Raw genomic sequence first — 18,023 nt, 5'->3', positions numbered from 1 at the left:
GACCATGAAGGCAGTGCGGTTCCACCAGACGGGCGGCCCCGAGGTCCTGCGGTACGAGGACGTCGACCAGCCGGTCCCGGGCCCCGGCGAGGTGCTGGTCCGCGTCGCAGGCTCCGCCTACAACCCCGCCGACGGAGGGATGCGCGGCGGGTTCCTCCCGATCCCGATCACCATGCCGCACACCCCCGGCTACGACGTCTCCGGCACGATCGAGGCGCTCGGCCAGGGGGTGGACGGCCTCACCGTGGGGCAGGACGTCGTCGGCTTCATCCCGATGACCGCGAACGGCTCCGCAGCCCAGCACGTCGTCGCACCGGCGGACGCGCTGGTCACGGCCCCGACGAGCATCCCGCTCGCCGACGCGGCCGGGCTCCCGTCCGTCGGGCTCACCGCGTGGCAGGCGCTCTTCGAGGCCGGACGGCTGGAGGCCGGGCAGCGCGTGCTGATCAACGGCGCAGGCGGCCCCGTGGGCGGCTACGCCGTCCAGCTCGCCAAGCGGGCCGGAGCCCACGTCGTCGCCACCGCCAGCCCCCGCAGCAAGGACTCCGTCCAGTCCGCGGGCGCCGACGAGATCGTCGACCACACCACGACGTCCCTGCTCGACGCCGTGACCGAGCCCGTCGACGTCCTCCTCAACCTCGCGCCCGTCACCCCCGAGAGCTTCGCCGCCCTCGCTACCCGGGTCCGCGACGGAGGCGTCGTCGTCTCCACCACCCCCAGGGTCGAGACGCCCAGCGACGAGGCCCGTGGCGTACGCGCCGAGACCGTCTACGTCCACCCCGACGCCGACGCGCTCTCCCAGCTCGTCCGCCTCGTCGACGACGGCGAGCTCCGCGTCGAGATCGCCCAGCACGTCCCGCTCAGCGAGCTGCCCGAGCTGCACCGGAAGGCCGAGGCCGGGCAGGTGCACGGCAAGGTCGTGGTGGTGCCGCCCGCCGGATGACGACCGATGCCAGCACGGCGCCGCTGCGGCCAGACCAGGCCGGCCACAGCGGCGCTGTCACGCACAGACCAGTCCACGGGCAACGCACGAGCGCACCAGCCCCAACCCCAGCCCACGGTGGAGCTGAGCACCAGACCCGCCAGTAGCACGCCGAACAGGTACGAGCACAGCAGGGTCTGCCGAGAGTCGGCGACGACAGAGGCGGAGCCGAGCTCGAGCCCGGTGCGCCGCTCGAACCACGAGAGCAGAGGCAGCACGACCCGGCTCACCGTGGCCAGGACGACCCCGCCGGTGGAGCGGGCCGGCTCCCCCGCCCTGAACAGGTTGCGCAGGGCGTCGACGGTGACGAACAGCGCGAGCCCGTAGAAGGCCACGGAGGCACGCAGCTGGTTGGACATCACCTGGCGCGAGACGCCCCAACGCGTCAGCAGGGCGAGCAGGATCCGCGCCCGGGTCTCGTCCGCGAGCGCGTGCCCGAGCCGAGCCAGCGCGTCGAGCGACGCTCTCTCGTCACTTGGGCCAGGTGCTGGACTGGACGATCTCCACGAAGATCTGGCGCCGAAACGATGGGTCGAAGTGATGGTCACGACTGCGACGCGCTCAGCGTCGGTGATCTGGTCGAGGTCGAGCCTGAGGACGTCGGTCTCGACGCCGAGGGTGACGGCGGCGGTCCCCTCACCCTCGACCCGACTTCAAGCGGCAGATCCTCCACGCCATCTACACCAGTCCTCGATCAGGCCGGGGTCCCGATCCCCGGTGCCGCAAGCCCGGGGTCGGGACCGTGTGCCCTTCTGATTGGTGGGAACGTCAACTGTGCTTCATGACATAGCCCGCATGGTGCAGCTCGTCGCCCCTGAACTCTCCGTAGGCCCAGAATCCAAGGTCGTCCAGGTAGTCGATGCGGTCACCGTCGACCCAGTAGCGGCCCTGGTAGGCGTGCGGGCGGCCGCCCCGGGTCTCGTCGTAGCGGCCATCCGCGGTCAGTTCCTGGTACAGAAAGTCGTTCTTGTCGATCCAGACGCCGATTCGCGGGCTACCGGTCAGATCCGGCGCGGTCGGCATGCCCGGCTCGGGGGCGGTGGGCCGGCCAGGGACGTCGGCGCCTGCCCACAGGACCGGCTGGCCCGTCGCGACGAGTGCGCGAACGCGCTCTGGCTTGGTCATGAGGGCGGCCACCGCGTTCGGAACGTCGGGCGCGAGTTCGTCGGGCAGCACCAGGAAGTCGGTGACGTTGCCCGGGGTCAGCGTCGCGACGTAATCGGAGCGGTGGCCGCGGCCGCCGGCCAGCGCGACGGTGTCCACGACTGCGGGGGCGATGGTCATGCCAGTGCAGTCGACGACGATGGCGTTGTCGTCTCCGGCGGCGGTGACGATGCCGGGGCCGACTCCCACGATCAGCGAGCCGACGAACAGGAGGTCCGCGCCGGTCATGGTCCCGATCAGCGGGTCCATCGTCAGGATGCGGGCGTTGGTGAACAGGACGGGACGCTCGTCGTCGTTCGAGAGGATCTCGTCGAGGGCCTGAGCGTTCCAGCTCACGGTGTCGTTGATGCTCATTGCGTGCTCCTCGGTAAAGGTGCCTGATGAATGTGACCGTTGCGCGAGCGAGGACCGGCGGCCTCGCGTCTGGAGGCGAGTGTTCGGCAGCCACCTCGGATGCCTGACCAGTAGGTTCGTCGCGCGGTGAGATAGGAACCAGGCCGCGATGCACCCAGGTTTCGGACACCCGGGAGCACGCGTCGTGCTGGCGGTGCGCTCTGCGTCTCATGCATCGGTTGTCGTTCCGGACGCAACCATGCGGCCACGACCCCAGCGCCCCGGTGATGGCCTGTGCCGGGTCCCAACCTGGCAGTGACACAGCCAGGCACATGGCGTCACGATCGGCTTCGCTGGTTCTCGACATAGCACCGCTCGTCAGGCACGCCTGATCTCCGGGAGGTCTTGCCGCATGGAACCCACAGCCAGCCCAGGGCCCCACCGGGTCGCTGTGGTCACAGGTGCTGCCAGCGGTATCGGCCTGGCGTGCGCGAGGCTCCTGGTGGCGCGCGGTGACGCGGTGGCAATGCTCGACCGAGATGGGCGCGCGCTGCGCTATGCGGCAACCGACCTTGCCCGCAACGCCAGCGAACAAGTGGTATGGGCTGAGGTCGACGTGTCGGACGCCTTCTCCCTGCGGGAGGCCCGTGACAACCTTGCCGCCCGCCTGTCTGCTCCGATCGATGCCGTCATCGCAGGCGCCGGAACGATGTCAGGGGGGTCGTTCGCACACAGCGTGCCCGGAGAGTGGTCGGAGATGATCGACGCCAACCTCACTGGGATGTTGCACACCTCGCAGACCTTCCTACGTGACCTGTGTGTCGCGGCCGAGAGCGACGAGCGCAGCGACCTCGTCCTGGTAGGTGCCATCGCAGGCCGCTCTGGATTTCCCCGCTTCGCGGTGTACTCAGCGGTCGAAGCAGCCGTAGGTCAGCTTGCCCGGACCTTGCGGGTCGAGCTCGGCCCCCAGGGGGTGCGAGTACATCAGGTGCAGCCCGGCGCCACCGCGACCCGCCTGGGCTCGACGATGAGCGACCGCAGCGCACGCAAGGAGTGGCAGTCGCTCCGGCACCAGGTTCCGCCTGTCGATCCGGCCGACGTCGCCGCCGCGATCATGTTCGGCCTGGACCAGCCGCCGCACGTGACGGTGACCGACATGGTGGTCCTGCCCACCCTGCAGGATGCCGTTCTGCCAGGTGTGCAAGGCACACCCACCCGGGAGCGCCCACGCTGGAGCCTGCGGTGACTCGCCTCTCGACGGACCCCGGGCAGGACCGGCGACTGGGCGCGCGGCTCGACGCGTCTCCTGCCGTCGCTGCCATTGCCTTGCTCCTGGCGACGGGCGGTGCACTCGTCTGGGCCAACCTGCCCGGCTCGACCTACGAGTCGTTCTGGCACACTCCGGCCTCCGTGGCCGTGGGCGGCGTCGAGCTGTCGCTCGACCTGCGGCACTGGGTCAACGACGCCCTCATGGCGTTCTTCTTCTTTCTCATCAGCCTCGAGGCCAAGCGTGAGTTCACGATCGGTGAGCTGCGGGACCCACGCCGAGCCCGGGTGCCCATCATCGCCGCCCTCGCCGGGCTGCTGCTCCCCGCCGGCCTCTACGTCTCGCTCCTCGGCTGGGCAGGAGCACCCCCGGAGGCGGTCGGCGCCTGGGGCGTCGTCATCTCCACGGACACGGCGTTCGTCCTCGGGCTGCTTGCCGTCGTCGGCCGCCGGGCACCGGCCGCACTGCGGCTGTTCCTGCTGACACTGGCCGTGGTCGACGACGTCGGAGCACTCGCGGTCGTGGCACTCGCCTACACGGAGGATCTCCGGCTCGCGCCGCTCGCCGTGGCGGTCGTCGCCACCGTGGCTATCGCGGCGCTCCGGCGCCTGCGGGTGTGGCGGGGCCTGGCCTATCTTCTGCTGGGTGTCGTCGTCTGGGTCGCGGTGCTCGAGTCGGGTATGCACGCCACCCTCGCCGGGGTTGCGATCGGGCTAGTGATACCGGTCTACCCACCAAACCGCGACAAGGTCGAGACGGCTGCCGAGGCCGCTGCCCTGTTCTCGCGGACGCCCACTCCACGGCGGGGCAGGGAAGCCTCCTTGCGGATCGCGCGCGCCGTGTCCGTGAACGAGCGCCTGCACAACTTGTACGCACCCTACGTGAACCTGGCCGTGGTGCCCCTCTTCGCGGTGGCGAACGCCGGGGTGGTGCTCGACGCACCCACGCTCCGCTCCGCGATGACGTCCCCCGTCACCTGGGCCGTGATCCTCGGCCTGGTCGGGGGCAAGCTGGTCGGGGTCACGCTGGGTGCGACCGCGGCGGTGGGTCTGCGGCTCGGCCGCCTTGCCCCCGGGCTGCACGCCAGACACCTGGTGGCGGGCGGCCTGGTGTCCGGCATCGGTTTCACGATCTCGTTGTTCATCATCGACCTGGCCCTGACCGACTCCACGCTGCGAGCCGACGCGCGCATCGGCGTGTTCGCGGCCTCCGTGATCGCCGGGCTCCTGGCCGCGGCAGCCTTCGCGCTCGCCGCCCGGACCGACCGCCGCCGGCCCACGCCGGCGGAGCCCCTGATCCGGCCCGTCGACGGCGGACGCGACCATCTGCGCGGGGAGCCGGATGCCCCGACCCAGCTCGTGGTCTATGCGTCGTTCGCCTTCGGAGTGGCCGGGCGCGCCGTGGAGACCGTGGACGAGCTGCGCGCCGAGCTCGGCGAGCAGCTCCAGTTCATCTTCCGGCACCTCCCCACCGACGATCCTGTGGCGCTGGAGTCCGCACAGGCTGTCGAGGAGGCCTCCGCGCAGGGTCGGTTCTGGCAAATGCACGACGCGCTCGCCGCAACCGCCGGTCGCCTCACGTCCCGCGATGTGCGTCGGTGCGCCGCCGAGGCCGGCCTGAATCTGGACCGGCTCGACGACGCACTGCGGCACGGCTCCCACCTCGCCCGGGTTCGGGAGGACGCCGCTGACGCGGCGGCCATGGGCCTGCCCGGTCCGCCGGCATTCTTCGTCAACGGCCTGCTGTACGACGGCCCGGTCGACGTCGAGGCGCTGCGCGCCGCGCTGTTCCCGGCGGCGGTCCCCGATGCCCCCAGCGCCACGGCGCAGCACCGTGCCCCGGTCACCGATCTCATCCCGAACTAAGGAGGACCCATGCTGGTCAAGGATGCTCGACTGGAGGACAACCCGTACTTGCTGCGCTCTCGCACGGCGGTAGTGACCGGTGCCGCCGGCGGCATCGGCCAGGCCGTCGCCCGCGCGCTGCTGGACGCCGGAGCCAGTGTGGCGTCGCTGGACAGGCGGGAGTCCGTGCTCCTGGCCGAGCGCGCGGTCCCCGTCGTCCCCGGGGCTCGTGCGCTCGGTGTGGTCGCGGACGTGACCGACGTGCAGGCGCTGCACGACGCCCGCGACGCCGTGCACCGTTCGCTTGGACGGGTCGACCTGGTCGTGGCGAACGCGGGCGTGATGTACGGTGGCGCGTTCGAGCGCGCCTCGGAGGAGCAGTGGGCCTCGATGGTCGACGTCAACATCGTCGGGTCGCTCAACACGGCTCGCGCCTTCATCGACGACCTGCTCGAGACCGCCGCAGAGGACCGGCCCACTGACCTGGTCTTCGTCGGCTCGGTGGCCTCCCACCTGCTTCTGCCCGAGTTCAGCGTGTACTCCGCCACCGCTGCCGCCCGGGCCCACCTGTCCCGCACCCTGCGTGCCGAGCTCTCCGGGCGTGGTGTGCGGGTGCGGCACGTCGAGCCGGGGACGACGCTCAGCGCGCTCGGGTCAGGGATCGACGACGCCACCGCCCGGGAGCGGCTGAACCGCATGCGTGCCGTGGAGCAGCCGCTGACGCCCTCTGACGTCGCGCACTCGGTCGTCTTCGCCGCGTCCCTGCCGCCGAACGTCAACGTGGCGGAGCTCGTCGTGATGCCGACCCGCCAGGCGTGAACCGGTCCGCCCGTGATGGGCGGACCAGTCGCCCGCCCGGCGGGGTACACCTAGACCCGGGCCAGCAGCACACCTGCGGGCTCACGCCGCATCGCGCCAGTGGCCGTGAGCCACCCCGCCAGGCCCGTGAGGAGAAGTCCGCCGCCCGCGACCGCCGCCACGAGCAGCCAGGGCACGTCCAACGTCGCGACGCCTGTGACGTGGGCCGTCGATGTCAGGACCGCGAGCACGGTGGTCGCTGTCGCGACGGCTCCGAGGAGGATCGCCGACCCGCCGACCAGCAGGGTCTCCAGGACCGCGGCCCGGAGGGACTGGGAGCGCGTCATGCCGCTCGCACGCGCGACGGCGAACTCGTAGCGCCGGCCCGAGGTCGCGATCGCGATCGCGTTGACCACCCCGATGACCGCGTACGCCGCTCCGACCGCCATCACCACGACGAGCACCCGTGCGTTCTGGTCCTGCCCGGCCGCACCTGCGTCCGCCGCCCAGGTCTCCAGATCGGTCACCTGTCCGAGCCGGCCCAGCTCGGTGGCCACGGCGGCCGCGTCAGCGTCGTCGTCCAGCGTGACGAACGTCGTGGCGGGCACCCGCTGCAGGATGTCCGGGGGCACAAGGTCACGCGGGAGCACGACGCCGGCCGAGCCGCCGCTGCCGGCCGCGACCTCGGCGCCGAGGCGCACGGCACCGAGGTCGCGCCCTCCGATACTGACCGTGCCGCCGGTGCCGAGCCCAAGGCCTGCCGCTCCGGGCCCAGGTGCCGCGTCGCCGGCCCGCAGGCCGTCGACCGCTCCGGCTGCCCCGGGGTGGGCCACCCCGAACTCGATGGGGTCGACCACCAGGGCCTGGGTGGTCACGGCCAGCGGCGTACCGGCGACCTCCTCCGACATGCCGGGGATCGCGGACCCCGACGGCTGGACGCGGACCGGCACGGTCCACTCGGTCGACGCGTTCGCCACACCGGTGACCTGGCGAGGATCCGCATCCGGCGACCCCGTGGACCGCAGCACCAGGTCGGCCTCAGTCCCGCGCACCGTCTGGGCCATGGCCGCGTCGCCGAACGAGAGCATGGCGATCGGTTGGCTGAGGACTAGCGCCACAAGCACGATCAACGGTGCCGCCGTAGACGCCGAGCGAGTGGTCGCGTCCCGCAGATTGGCAACGGCGAGCCGGGTGACCGGCGAGGAGCTCCGCGGCACGAGCGACACGACGGCCGGCACCAGCACCGGGGCGAGCACCGTGATCGCGAGGGCCGCAGTGATCCCGGCCGACATGGCCATCGCCTGCGCTCCGGCGAGGCCACCGAACGGTGCCGTGACTACCAGTGCGATCGCCGCGAGGACGAGCGCGCCCCCACTCACCGCACGAGCTCGGTTCAGCGGCCGCTCGGCCGCACCCGTCGAACGGAGGGCGTCGAGCGGGTCGATCCGGGCCGCTCGCCGGGCCGCCAGCGCCACCCCGGCGAGCGTCAGAGCGATGCCCATCGCGAGCGAGGCAGGCACGATCCACGGCTGCCATGCGGCCGTGAAGGTGTTCGGCAGGAATCCGAACCTGGTCAGCAGGCTGGTCTGGACCTGCTGCAGGGCGGCGCCGACAGGGATGCCGACTGCCGCCCCGAGCGAACCGAGGACGACGGCCTCCGCCAGGAGCATGCGGCGCAGCTGGGAGACATCGGCACCGATGATGCGCAGCAGTGCAAGGTCGCGGCGTCGTTCTGTGACGGAGAACGCGAAGGTGGAAGCGATGATGAACACGGCGAGGAACGCGCCGAACCCCAGCGTCACCGAGACGACGGTCACGGCGACCAGGCGGGTGCTGTCGTAGGCGGCGCGCATCACGGCGTCGGTTCCGCCGGCCGGCTCCATCCCGGCGACGGACAGGAGCAGCAGCAGCGAGGACTGCACGAGGCCGACACCGAAGGCCACGGTGACGAACGCGCCAACGTAGGTCTGCCAGCGTTCGACGAAGCCCGTGAGGGCGAGGCGGTTCATCGCCTGGCCTCGAGCACGACGAGCCGGCTCGCGATCGTGGTGGCGTCCGCGCCCGCGACACGGTCGATCAGCTGGCCGTCCCGCAGGAAGACCGTCTCGTCGGCGGCCGCGGCTGCGGCTGGATCGTGCGTCACCATGAGGATCGTCTGCCCGCTGCGGGTCATCTCGCGCATCAGCTCCAGCACCACCCGTGCGGCCGCCGAGTCGAGGGCACCGGTCGGTTCGTCGGCGAAGAGCACCTGCGGGCGGGTGATCATCGCCCGTGCGATGGCGACCCGTTGCTGCTGGCCTCCGGAGAGCTCCCGCGGCCGGTGGGTGGCACGCTCGCCCAGGCCGACGAGCGCGAGCGCCTGCCGCACCGTGTCACGCCCGGGCGGGCGCCCCGCCAGTTCTAGGGGAAGCGCGACATTCTGTTCGGCGGTGAGCGCGCCGATGAGGTTGAAGTTCTGGAACACGAAGCCGATGCGCTCGCGGCGCAGCTCGGTGCGTTCCTGGTCCGAGGCGTGGGTGATGTCCGTGCCGCCGAGGACGACTCGGCCGCTGTCGACGCGATCGAGCCCTGCGGCAACCTGGAGCAGTGTCGACTTACCGGACCCGGAGGGCCCCATGACGGCGGTCCAGCTGCTTTGGCGCAACTCGAGCGAGACGTCGCGCAAGGCGATGACACCGGTCTCTCCGGCACCGTATATGCGTGTCGCTCCGGTGAGCGACAGTGCGGTGCCGGTCCCCGCAGGAGCCGGCTCAAATGCCGTAGTGGTCATGTCCCCATTCCATTCGTAGTACGTGTTGTGGAGTTAGCCGTCAGGCCACCGCCCGAACCTCCGGCTATCCGCAGGTTCGGGCCGGGGCCAACCGACCCGCTTGTTGCTCACCACGTCGATGTCGAGGAGACCGACCGCTCGGTGGGCGGACTGCGGCGGTCACGGACCGGTTCAGGCCGGGTCAAGAAGCTGTTCGTTGCCCTCTCGCGCATGTGCGCCGATCGAGTTCAAGGTCCGGGATGCGGGAAAAAGGGGCTCGACCTTCTTCTTCCCGCGAGCCGCCGCGCATCCAGGACGCGCGCGGCGACCCGCCCCGGCGTGACGACAGGTCAGACCGCGAGGTCGTCCGGTCCCTCGAGGACGATCGCGTCCTCGGTGGCGTTACGCAGCCGGAACTCCTTCCATGGCGCGTACTCGTCGGACTCGTAGAACCGGCGGAACGCCGCCTTGTCGGGGAACCTGATCAGGACCGCCAGGCGCGGCTCTCGCCTACCTTCCGCGATGATCGGGTCCTCGTCCCGCGCAATGACGCGGCCGCCGTAGCTGGCGAGGATCGGCTGCACGTTGCGTTCGTACTCGGCGATGGCCTCGGGGTCGTGCGGAGTCATGTCGATGCTGATGTAGGCAGCCACGAGGGGCTCCTTCCACTGATCGGGAGCTTTCGATCAGTGGAAGATACGAGCTCGGCCAAGGTCGAACCACGCCCTGTCACACCCACCCTCGCGCCGGACGCAGCCGGACCTCGATTGAGCAACAACGGCCGGTTAGTATTCGTGCGTAGCCACGTATCACCGTGCGACCCTCCTCGCGGAGGTTGGCAGGACACCGCAACCGTCGCTCGTCCGATGGGACCGAACATGAGTGAGCTGGGCGATTTTCTCCGGGCCAAGCGAGCTGCCGCCTCGGTCGAGGCGCTGCCCTTCCCATCCTCCGGGCGACGACGTGTCCCAGGCCTCCGCCGGGACGAGGTGGCGCTGCTCGCCGGCGTGAGCGTCGACTACTACACGCGGCTCGAGCAGGGGCGGGAGACGAACCCGTCCGCGCAGGTACTGGACGCCCTGGCACATTCGTTGGACCTCACCGTCCACGAGCGGCGCTACGCCTACGAGCTCGCGCAGCTCGTCTGGGTGCCCGAGCTCCCCCAGACGCCGGAGCTGGCGGACACCACCTTGACTCGACTGATGGAGCGTTGGCCCGGAGCGGCCTGTTTCGTCCTCGATCCCCTGCTCGACATCGTGGCGACGAACCGGCTCGCGACCCAGATGTTCCGGCCGTTCGCCACGACGCGCAACCTTGTCGAGATGGTGTTCCTCGACCCGGCGGGCCGCACGTTCTACGTCGACTGGGAGCGCGCCGCCACCGGCTGCGTCGCCAACCTGCGTGCCACCTCCGGGCTCTACGCCGGCACAGCGCGCCGCAAGGAGCTTCTGGACCGACTCACGTCCGGCAGCACCTACTTCGCCGAACTCTGGACCGCGCACGAAGTGGTTCCGAAGACTCACGACCAGAAGACGCTTCGGCACCCCGACGTCGGTGAGTTCGTGATCGACTTCGACGCGCTCGAGGTCTCCGCGATGCCCGGGCACCAGTTGGTCGTGTACGGCGCCGAGCCGGGGAGCGCGGCAGAGCGGGCCTTCCAGCTGCTCTCGGTGATGCCGACGACATCGACCCACGACGACCTGGTCATCGGCTGAGCAGAGGTTCCGCGCGCCAGAGAAGAAGGAGTCGCTCGCCACACAGGAGGGGCCAGCGTGCGAGCGTGCCCCCTTCGGCGATCCCAGTGACGTCGGTCCGGATGGTCTTCTGCGACCCCGCGCCTCCGTTCTTCGTCGACCGTGAGTGGGGCCGCCCTCCTTGCGCCCTCGGGAGGGCGGCCCAACATTCACTATCGAGCCGGGATGCCTGCCGACTCGCCGCCGTCGGCGATGAACTCGCCGCCGGTGGCAAAAGCAGAGTCGTCGCTCGCCAGGAAGAGCACGAGAGGTGAGAGTTCCGTGTCCGCGGCCTGGCGGTGCAAGGCGACGTTGGCGGTGTTGTCACCGAGATCCTCGGTCATGGGCGTCCGCACGAATCCGGGGTGCACCGTGTTGGCGCGGATGCCGAACCCACCGAGGTCGAGCGCCGTCGCCTTGGTGAGGCCGCGCAGCGCCCACTTCGAGGCCGAGTACGCGGGCAGGTACGCATAGCCGGTGATGCCTGCCGTCGACGAGATGTTGATGATGGACCCGCCGCCGGCCTCGCGCATGGCGTCGATGACGGCCTTCGTCCCGTTCCAGACGCCGGTCAGGTTGACGCCGATGACTTCGTCCCACATCTCGTGGCTGTGCGACTCGATCGGCTCGCGACGGAAGATCCCGGCATTGTTGACCAGGATGTCGACGCGGCCGAACTCGCGCACGGCTGTGTCGACCACCACGGTCCACCGGTCTCGGTCGCGCACGTCCAGCTCGACGAACCGAGCGCTGTCACCGAGCTCCTTGGCAACCTGCTCGCCCTGCTCGGTGAGCACGTCGGCGAGGACCACCTTGGCGCCCTCCGCCACGAAGAGCCGTGCGTGCGCCGCGCCCATTCCGCGAGCGGCTCCGGTGATGATGGCGACCTTTCCTTCCAGCTTTCCCATGAGGTGTTCCCTTCCGTGTGTACCTTGTTCGGTGCTTCTCGGGGGTACGGAGCGAGGTCCCGCTCCGTAGGTCAGGCGGTCAGCCGCCGGGTGAGCTCAGCGAGCCTGTCCTGGGCGGTCTCGTCGAGGGCGTCGTCACTGGCGGCGACGACGTCGCCGTCGTCGATGTACGTGCCGGAAGGGACGTCGGCGAGCACTGCCTCGCGTATGCGCTCCGCCCCGTGGGCCACCGGTGCCCCACCGCCGCCGAACATGGAGTGCAGCAGGGCGGTGCTGATCACACCGGGGCTGATCGCGACGACGCTGATGCCGCGCGGCAGACGGCCCGCGAGCCACGTCGAGTAGGTGACGATCGCAAGCTTCGACTGCGCGTATGCCCGGACCGGGTCGTATCCGTGGGCGAGGCTGATGTCGTCCAACGCGAGTGAGGTCATCCGGTGCGTCGTCGAACTGACGTTGACGATGCGCGCGCCGTCGCGCATGCCGGGCACCAGGAGATCCGACCAGAGCACGAGAGCGAGGTAGTTGACCTGGAGGGTCCGCTCGTTGCCGTCAGCTGTGAGCTGTCGGCTCCTGCTGCCGGCCACGCCGGCGTTGTTGATCAGCACGTCGATCCGGTCCGTGGTCCTGAGCACGTACCGCGCGGCGCGGCGGACCTCTGCGAACGACGCAAAGTCCGCACTCACGTACTCCACCCGGGCACTGCCCGCGGCCCGCAGCTCGCGCAGCAGGTCCGAGACGTCTGCCTCGGACTCTGGGCCCTGCACGATCAGGAGCCCGACCTCCTGCGCCAACCGCCGGGCCGCCGCCGCGCCGATCCCGCTGGTCGCGCCGGTGAGCACCACGGTCCTGCCCTGGATCTCCATCTCTCGTCTCCCTCGTTCTGGCAGCGCGGCGCACCCGCCGCCCCGGTCGTCAGTCGCGGGTGAGTGCTTCCCATTTGGTCATGCGCGCCCGCAGGTCGATCAGCTCACCGTTCGCGGAGAACGTGCCGTCACCGCGGTGGTGGATCTCCGCGCCCGCGGGTGCAGCCGGGTCGATCCACGCCTGCTCGATTCGCAGCAGCCACAGGTCGTGGTCGTCCACGAGACGGTCGTCGGCCACGGTGCACTCGACGTTGGCGAAGCACTCCGCCACGAGCGGCGCCCGCACCGCCTCCCCGGGCGCCGGGGTGAGGCCGTAGCGTTCCCACTTGTCGACGTCGGCGCCCGACACGTTCCCGATGTCGACGACCTTCTCGAGGAGCTCGCGACCCGGGATGCCGACGACGCACTCGCCGGTGTCGCGCAGCGCCGTGAACGTGTCGTCCCACGGCCCGACGACCAGGGCGATCGTCGACGAGTGCCGTACCGGCATGTTGAACCCGTTGGTCATGAGATTTGCGTGCCGCCCGTCCGAGGTGGAGACCAACACCACGGGCCCCGGCTCGAAGAGCCGGTGCACCTTGTCCAGCGGGTACCGCGTAAACCGGTCGGTGAGCCGGTTGGTCGGTCGGTCGGTCATGACGGCCCTCAGATGATCTGCTGCGTCGGCAGGATCGTGATCTCGGTGAGGTTCACGTGCTTCGGCAACCCGACGACGAACGCGACCGTCTCGGCGACGTCACGGGACTGCAGCACGTCGATCTGCTCGATCAGGTCGGCCATGAGCTTGCTCGCGTCGGGGTCGGTGACGTGGTCGGGCAGCTCGGTGTCGACCATGCCCGGCTCGACGGTCGACACGCGGATGTTCTTGCGGCCGAGCTCCGTGCGTAGCAGGCGGGTGAGGTGGCTGACGTATGCCTTGGTGCCCGAGTACACCTGGAACTTCTCCAAGACCCGGGTGGCGGCGATCGACGAGGTGGCCACGAGGTCCGCCGTCCGGCCCGCCGCCGCGGCGGCCTCCAGGGCGGGCAGGAACGCCTGGATCGTATTCATGACGCCCTTGACGTTGAGGTCGATCTGGGCGTCCCAGTCCGCCGCCTTAAGGTCGCTGATCGAGGAGATGAGCTGGACGCCGGCGTTCGCGAACACCAGGTCCACCTCGCCGAGCTCTCTCGCAACGCGGTCGGCGGCGACTAGCACCTGCGCGCGGTCCGTGACATCTGTGGGCACCGCGAGCGCTGTACCGCCGTTCCCCTGTATACGCGACGCGGCGGCGTCCAGGCGGTCGGCGCGCCGCGCGAGCAGAGCGACCTTGGCGCCGAGGGCCGCGAGCATCTCCGCTGTGGCCTCGCCGATGCCGCTCGACGCGCCCGTGACGACGGCCACGCGTCCATCGAGGGCGCCAGGGATGATGATTCCGGTCATCGTCGCGACTCCTTCTCCGGTGTCCCGCGCCCCCTCGATCGAGGGGGCGCACCCAGAATCACGGGCGAGGGGCGGGGTAACCAGGCCGTCGGTTTCCTAGCCGTGGCGCAACCAGGTACCCGGAACGGGAGGGCGCCGTTCCCGTTCGGCGCCGCGGTGCTCAGACCGGCAGGTGGTCGAGCAGCGGGAGTAGCCGCGCTGTCGCCGGACGCGGCGTGGCGACACGCAACAGAAGGCCGTCGTGGCGCACGGTCCTGCGGTCGAAGGTCAGCTCGCCCGGATCGGGTTGCGTACCGCGTAGGTGTCGCGGAACTTCCGCACACGGCGTCCGCTCCACAGACTCTCGAAGCGGGGAATCACCTCCAGAAGCCGGCGGACGGCAGCGCATGCCGCCTCCCTGGTGCGCTCCTCGTCGACGCCGTCCAACAGAGCGGCCACCACGTCGTGCGCCTCGTGCCGGCGGTCGACGACGAACGTGGCGGCGGCGGGGTCGCGGACATCATCCGGCCGGCGTCGCCAAGGTCGGCGAAGGGCATGTGGAGGGTGAGCCACCGCCGGTTCGCGTCGACCACGAGCAGACCGCCGTCGGGCACGACGGCGGGCTCGCGCTCGGGGAGCGCGAGGGCCGACTGCACGGTCGGGACAGACACCCCCGCACGCTAGTACCGGCGTGCGCGGCGAGCCTGCCCTGTTCGTCTCCGGAACCGGGGCGGGACGCGGGGACCGGACGGCCTTGCCGGCTCGCCGCGCCGCCTCGGCCGGCAAGGTCGCCGCGCGCTTCCTGGGTGCGCGACAGCCTGGTTCGGTCCTGGCGCCGCCCCGAGCATGGCGCCAATCCACCAACCCGGAAGGAAACCCCATGAACTCCCAGCCCGCCAGCTCCCCGAACGCCGGCTCCGCCGTCACGAACCGCGTGGTCCAGAGCGCCGCTGACGAGCATCGCCGCATCCTCGTGAAGGGTGCGTACGTCGTCACGATGGACCCGACGGTCTCAGACCTGCCCCGAGGCGACGTGCTCGTTGAAGGCAGCCGGATCACGGCAGTGGCACCGGACCTCTCCGCCCAGGGGGCCGAGAACGACGCCGTCGTCATCGACGCCGCGGGTTACATCGTCGCGCCCGGCCTGGTGGACACGCACCGCCACGCTTGGGAGGCGACGCTGCGACGCAGCATCCCCGACGTGAACGACCTGGGCGAGTACGTAGTGTCGACGCTCAGCGGCGTGGCCCCTGTGCTGACCCCCGACGACGTGTACGTCGGTACCCGGCTCGCCGCCCTGACTGCGCTCGACAGCGGAATCACCTGCATGCTCGACTTCGCCCACAACTCCCGCACCTCCGAGCACTCGGACCGCGCCATCGCCGCGCTGGCCGACTCGGGGATCCGCGGCGTGCACGCATCGATGGCGCCCCACTTCGGCGAGTGGGAACACCAGTGGCCGGCCGATCTGACCCGGCTGCGCTCCACCTACTTCCCCACCGACGACCAGCTGCTCACGCTGCGCGTCGCCACCCTGGCGACAGACGAGATCGCCGGACCCGAGATCGCGTACGGGCCCCGGCTCGCGGCGGTCGCACGCGAGCTTGGAATCGGAGTCAGCATCGACGCCGTCTTCGGCGAGCCGTCCTCACGCGCCGTGGTGGAGTGGGCGCGCCAGGACATCCTCGGCCCGAGCACCACACTCATCCACAGCACCGGCTTGACCGCCGACGCGTGGAAGGCGATGGGCGACACCGGAGCCACTGTCTCGCTCGCGCCCACCTCAGACGCACAGATCGGGCTCGAGACCGCAGTCCCCGCCGTTGACGAGGCACTGGCTGCCGGAATCCGGCCGGGGCTCAGCATCGATGTCGAGGTCGCGCTGGTGAGCGACATGTTCACCCAGATGCGCGCGCTCCTGGCGATCCAGCGGATGCGAGCGGTGAACGCCGCCTACGGCAAGGACGTCGATGTGCGGCGGATCACCGCCCGCGACGTCCTCGACTTCGCGACCCTTCAGGGTGCCCGGACCAACGGGCTCGACCACGTGACCGGATCGATCACGCCGGGCAAGCAGGCCGACCTGCTCCTGATCGACGCCGAGGCGGTCAACAACATGCCGCTCAACGACGCCGTCGGCACTATCGTGCTCGGCACCGACCCCCGTAACGTCCGCGGAGTGTTCGTCGGCGGGCGTGTGCGGAAGTGGGACGGCAAGCTCGTCGACGTCGACGTGGACGCGCTGCGGCGCAGCGTGCACGCCTCTCGCGACGAGATCCTCGACCGCGCGGGGGCGGCGGCGGAGGCGCTCTCCGTACCCGGCCGAGCATGAGCGCTAGGTCACGGCCGCCACACGTCGGTGAGACGCCATGAGGCCTGGTCTTGGTCAGGCCCACACCAAGCAGTGGCCCGGGCTGGCGACTCGCTACGACAAGCTCGCCATCACCTACCGCGCCGTCGTCGTCCCGTCTGCCTGCATCGTGTGGACCAGGGCGTAGCCCGGACCTCGACCGCGACGCCAGCAGGTCGGCGCCACCAGTACGACGTCGTGCGATCCTCGGGCCACGGCGCACTGTGATCCGCTGGTCAGCGCTACCGCCATCTGAGATACCTGCCCACCTCGTCCACGAGGACCCTGAGCAGCCTGAGCAATTCCCGGACAAGCAGCCGGACCAGGTAGCGCTGGAGCCATGCGGGCAAGTTGTTGTCGGGGTGCCTCCCAACCCACCCCAGCACCCGCACGTGTGCACTCGCCTGCACCAGCAGCATGGCGTCGACGTCCTGCTCTCTCGCCCCTCGGCCAGCGCCCCGCTGTCGTCTTCTCCCGCGATTTCGTCATGAGTTCTCCCGTGTCGAGTGGGCTGTAGGCCCGTCATTGACGCCTCCTTCCGGCGTCGAACGGGGACGGTCCGGAGCGAGGCCGAGAGCGCACGGGTCGCACAGGCCTAGGAGCGGGTGAATTGCCGGGGCGCGGAACGTGAAGGACCCCACCACTCGCGTGCGGGGGTGGGGTCCTCGGCGAGGGGTGACGCGGACGCTACGGGGCGGCGTTGGTGGTGATGCTTCCGCTCCACGCCGAGCGCCCAGAGGCGCTGGACCGAGTCACGCGACTACCGCCGGACCTTCTTCCGGGCGCATCCCGAGCTTGAAGGGAACGTATGGGTCCACCACGCAGTGGAGCAACAGGCGATGCGTCGCTACCCCGGCTTGATCCAGCCGCAACAGATGCACTCATTGGAGAACCTTCGGGGCATCCCCACGGAGGCGAACTCCAGGCTCCACCTGTCACGCCTTCGTATTGAGTGGAACGACTTCTACTCATCTCACCCTCATGCGACGCTCGACGAACTGCTCGAGTTCGCTACCGAGATGGACCGCAAGTACGGCTCCCCGCTCAGACCGGAGATCCCATGACCACGTACACGATCCGGCCCGCGGTTGCCGGTGAGCTCGGCCCCGGGACGATCCTGGACGCCTCCGTCCACCCTCCCCGCGTGAAGCGGCTCAACTACGAGTTCAGCGACTGGTTCGGGGACGACCTCGTGACGACGTTCCCTTGCTATGTCGTGACCGAGAGGCTCGTGCACGCCCTCCGTGAGCGTGGGATCACCGGTGTCGAGTTCGACCATGTAGAGGTGACCCGGTCGCCTGACTTCGCAGAGCTCCACACTGGCCAGCTTCCGAACTTTCGCTGGATGAAGGTCACGGGTCGGCCCGGCGTCGACGATCTCTGGATCGGCGAGAACCACCGCCTGTGCGCTACCGAGTCGGGCCTCGAGGCGCTGCGGACCGGACAGCTCGACAACGCCCTCGTCGAGGCCGTCAGGGATTAGCCCAGCTGCGATCAGCACGTGCGGTGCCGAAGGTTCTTTGCAGGCACGAGGTCTTCACAAGCGAATGCCGCCCACAGGGCGGGTGTGACGAGCCGGGTGGTTCGCCGCCGCCGGAACGGACAGATCACGAACATTCGGTGGGTCG

The 18,023-nt window shown here is 70.2% G+C and carries 17 protein-coding genes; 8 read left to right on the top strand and 9 right to left on the bottom strand.

What is annotated here, in order from left to right:
- The first annotated feature begins 4 nt into the window (after window positions 1–4).
- Window positions 5–943 (top strand): NADP-dependent oxidoreductase, encoded by a 939-nt coding sequence (locus tag DNL40_RS07670; RefSeq protein ID WP_111250664.1) that lies wholly within the window; start codon window positions 5–7, stop codon window positions 941–943.
- A gap of 807 nt (window positions 944–1,750) precedes the next feature.
- Here the strand turns inward: DNL40_RS07670 and DNL40_RS07660 are convergent.
- Window positions 1,751–2,500, bottom strand: coding sequence for an Atu4866 domain-containing protein (locus DNL40_RS07660; protein WP_111250662.1), 750 nt, complete (start codon window positions 2,498–2,500; stop codon window positions 1,751–1,753).
- 391 nt (window positions 2,501–2,891) lie between these two features.
- Here DNL40_RS07660 and DNL40_RS07655 point away from each other — a divergent pair, with 391 nt between their 5' ends.
- Genes DNL40_RS07655 through DNL40_RS07645 form a run of 3 tightly spaced genes read left to right on the top strand, consistent with a single transcriptional unit; the run spans window position 2,892 to window position 6,409 of the window.
- A complete protein-coding gene (locus DNL40_RS07655; protein ID WP_111250661.1) occupies window positions 2,892–3,725 on the top strand; it encodes an SDR family oxidoreductase in 834 nt (277 codons plus the stop codon).
- Complete coding sequence (nhaA, locus tag DNL40_RS07650; protein WP_281268442.1) at window positions 3,722–5,611, top strand: Na+/H+ antiporter NhaA; 1,890 nt, start codon at window positions 3,722–3,724, stop codon at window positions 5,609–5,611. Before DNL40_RS07655 ends, nhaA begins: the two co-directional genes overlap by 4 nt.
- A 9-nt stretch (window positions 5,612–5,620) precedes the next feature.
- The gene (locus tag DNL40_RS07645; protein WP_111250659.1) at window positions 5,621–6,409 is read left to right on the top strand and encodes an SDR family oxidoreductase; all 789 of its coding nucleotides are present in this window, start codon (window positions 5,621–5,623) and stop codon (window positions 6,407–6,409) included.
- 50 nt (window positions 6,410–6,459) lie between these two features.
- On the opposite strand, the gene DNL40_RS07640 is transcribed toward DNL40_RS07645, so the two are convergent.
- From DNL40_RS07640 to DNL40_RS07630, 3 genes are all read right to left on the bottom strand, one after another.
- Window positions 6,460–8,397, bottom strand: a complete 1,938-nt coding sequence (locus DNL40_RS07640) for an ABC transporter permease (RefSeq protein WP_111250658.1) — start codon at window positions 8,395–8,397, stop codon at window positions 6,460–6,462.
- Window positions 8,394–9,158: an ABC transporter ATP-binding protein gene (locus DNL40_RS07635; RefSeq protein ID WP_111250657.1), complete on the bottom strand. Its 765-nt coding sequence runs from the start codon at window positions 9,156–9,158 to the stop codon at window positions 8,394–8,396. Before DNL40_RS07635 ends, DNL40_RS07640 begins: the two co-directional genes overlap by 4 nt.
- Before the next feature lie 329 nt (window positions 9,159–9,487).
- Window positions 9,488–9,790: a DUF1330 domain-containing protein gene (locus tag DNL40_RS07630; protein WP_111250656.1), complete on the bottom strand. Its 303-nt coding sequence runs from the start codon at window positions 9,788–9,790 to the stop codon at window positions 9,488–9,490.
- 225 nt (window positions 9,791–10,015) lie between these two features.
- Here DNL40_RS07630 and DNL40_RS07625 point away from each other — a divergent pair, with 225 nt between their 5' ends.
- Entirely contained in the window at window positions 10,016–10,852 is an 837-nt protein-coding gene (locus DNL40_RS07625) for a helix-turn-helix domain-containing protein (RefSeq protein WP_111250655.1), read from the top strand.
- 191 nt (window positions 10,853–11,043) lie between these two features.
- Here the strand turns inward: DNL40_RS07625 and DNL40_RS07620 are convergent, their stop codons facing one another.
- The 5 genes from DNL40_RS07620 to DNL40_RS16390 all read right to left on the bottom strand — a co-directional run bounded on the left by DNL40_RS07620 (window position 11,044) and on the right by DNL40_RS16390 (window position 14,507).
- On the bottom strand, window positions 11,044–11,778 hold the full coding sequence (locus DNL40_RS07620) for a glucose 1-dehydrogenase (protein WP_111250654.1): 735 nt from the start codon (window positions 11,776–11,778) through the stop codon (window positions 11,044–11,046).
- 71 nt (window positions 11,779–11,849) lie between these two features.
- Entirely contained in the window at window positions 11,850–12,644 is a 795-nt protein-coding gene (locus DNL40_RS07615) for an SDR family NAD(P)-dependent oxidoreductase (protein WP_111250653.1), read from the bottom strand.
- A gap of 49 nt (window positions 12,645–12,693) precedes the next feature.
- Window positions 12,694–13,281, bottom strand: a complete 588-nt coding sequence (locus DNL40_RS07610) for a flavin reductase family protein (protein WP_111250652.1) — start codon at window positions 13,279–13,281, stop codon at window positions 12,694–12,696.
- Window positions 13,282–13,289: 8 nt separating this feature from the next.
- Complete coding sequence (locus DNL40_RS07605; RefSeq protein ID WP_111250651.1) at window positions 13,290–14,066, bottom strand: SDR family oxidoreductase; 777 nt, start codon at window positions 14,064–14,066, stop codon at window positions 13,290–13,292.
- A gap of 267 nt (window positions 14,067–14,333) precedes the next feature.
- Window positions 14,334–14,507 carry a hypothetical protein gene (locus DNL40_RS16390; protein WP_179950997.1) on the bottom strand — a complete coding sequence of 58 codons (174 nt, stop codon included), beginning with the start codon at window positions 14,505–14,507 and terminating at the stop codon, window positions 14,334–14,336.
- Window positions 14,508–14,925: 418 nt separating this feature from the next.
- Here DNL40_RS16390 and DNL40_RS07600 point away from each other — a divergent pair, with 418 nt between their 5' ends.
- The 3 genes from DNL40_RS07600 to DNL40_RS07585 all read left to right on the top strand — a co-directional run bounded on the left by DNL40_RS07600 (window position 14,926) and on the right by DNL40_RS07585 (window position 17,878).
- Complete coding sequence (locus DNL40_RS07600) at window positions 14,926–16,377, top strand: amidohydrolase family protein (protein WP_111250650.1); 1,452 nt, start codon at window positions 14,926–14,928, stop codon at window positions 16,375–16,377.
- Between the two features lie 37 nt (window positions 16,378–16,414).
- Window positions 16,415–16,543, top strand: a complete 129-nt coding sequence (locus tag DNL40_RS16585) for a transposase (protein WP_218926014.1) — start codon at window positions 16,415–16,417, stop codon at window positions 16,541–16,543.
- Window positions 16,544–17,455: 912 nt separating this feature from the next.
- Entirely contained in the window at window positions 17,456–17,878 is a 423-nt protein-coding gene (locus DNL40_RS07585) for a hypothetical protein (RefSeq protein WP_111250648.1), read from the top strand.
- The last annotated feature ends 145 nt before the right edge of the window (window positions 17,879–18,023 follow it).

Origin of the sequence: Xylanimonas oleitrophica, assembly GCF_003244315.1 — a bacterium.
GTDB lineage: Bacteria > Actinomycetota > Actinomycetes > Actinomycetales > Cellulomonadaceae > Xylanimonas_A > Xylanimonas_A oleitrophica.
Note: the sequence above shows the minus strand (reverse complement) of the source record. Positions and strands in the feature narration are given on the sequence as shown.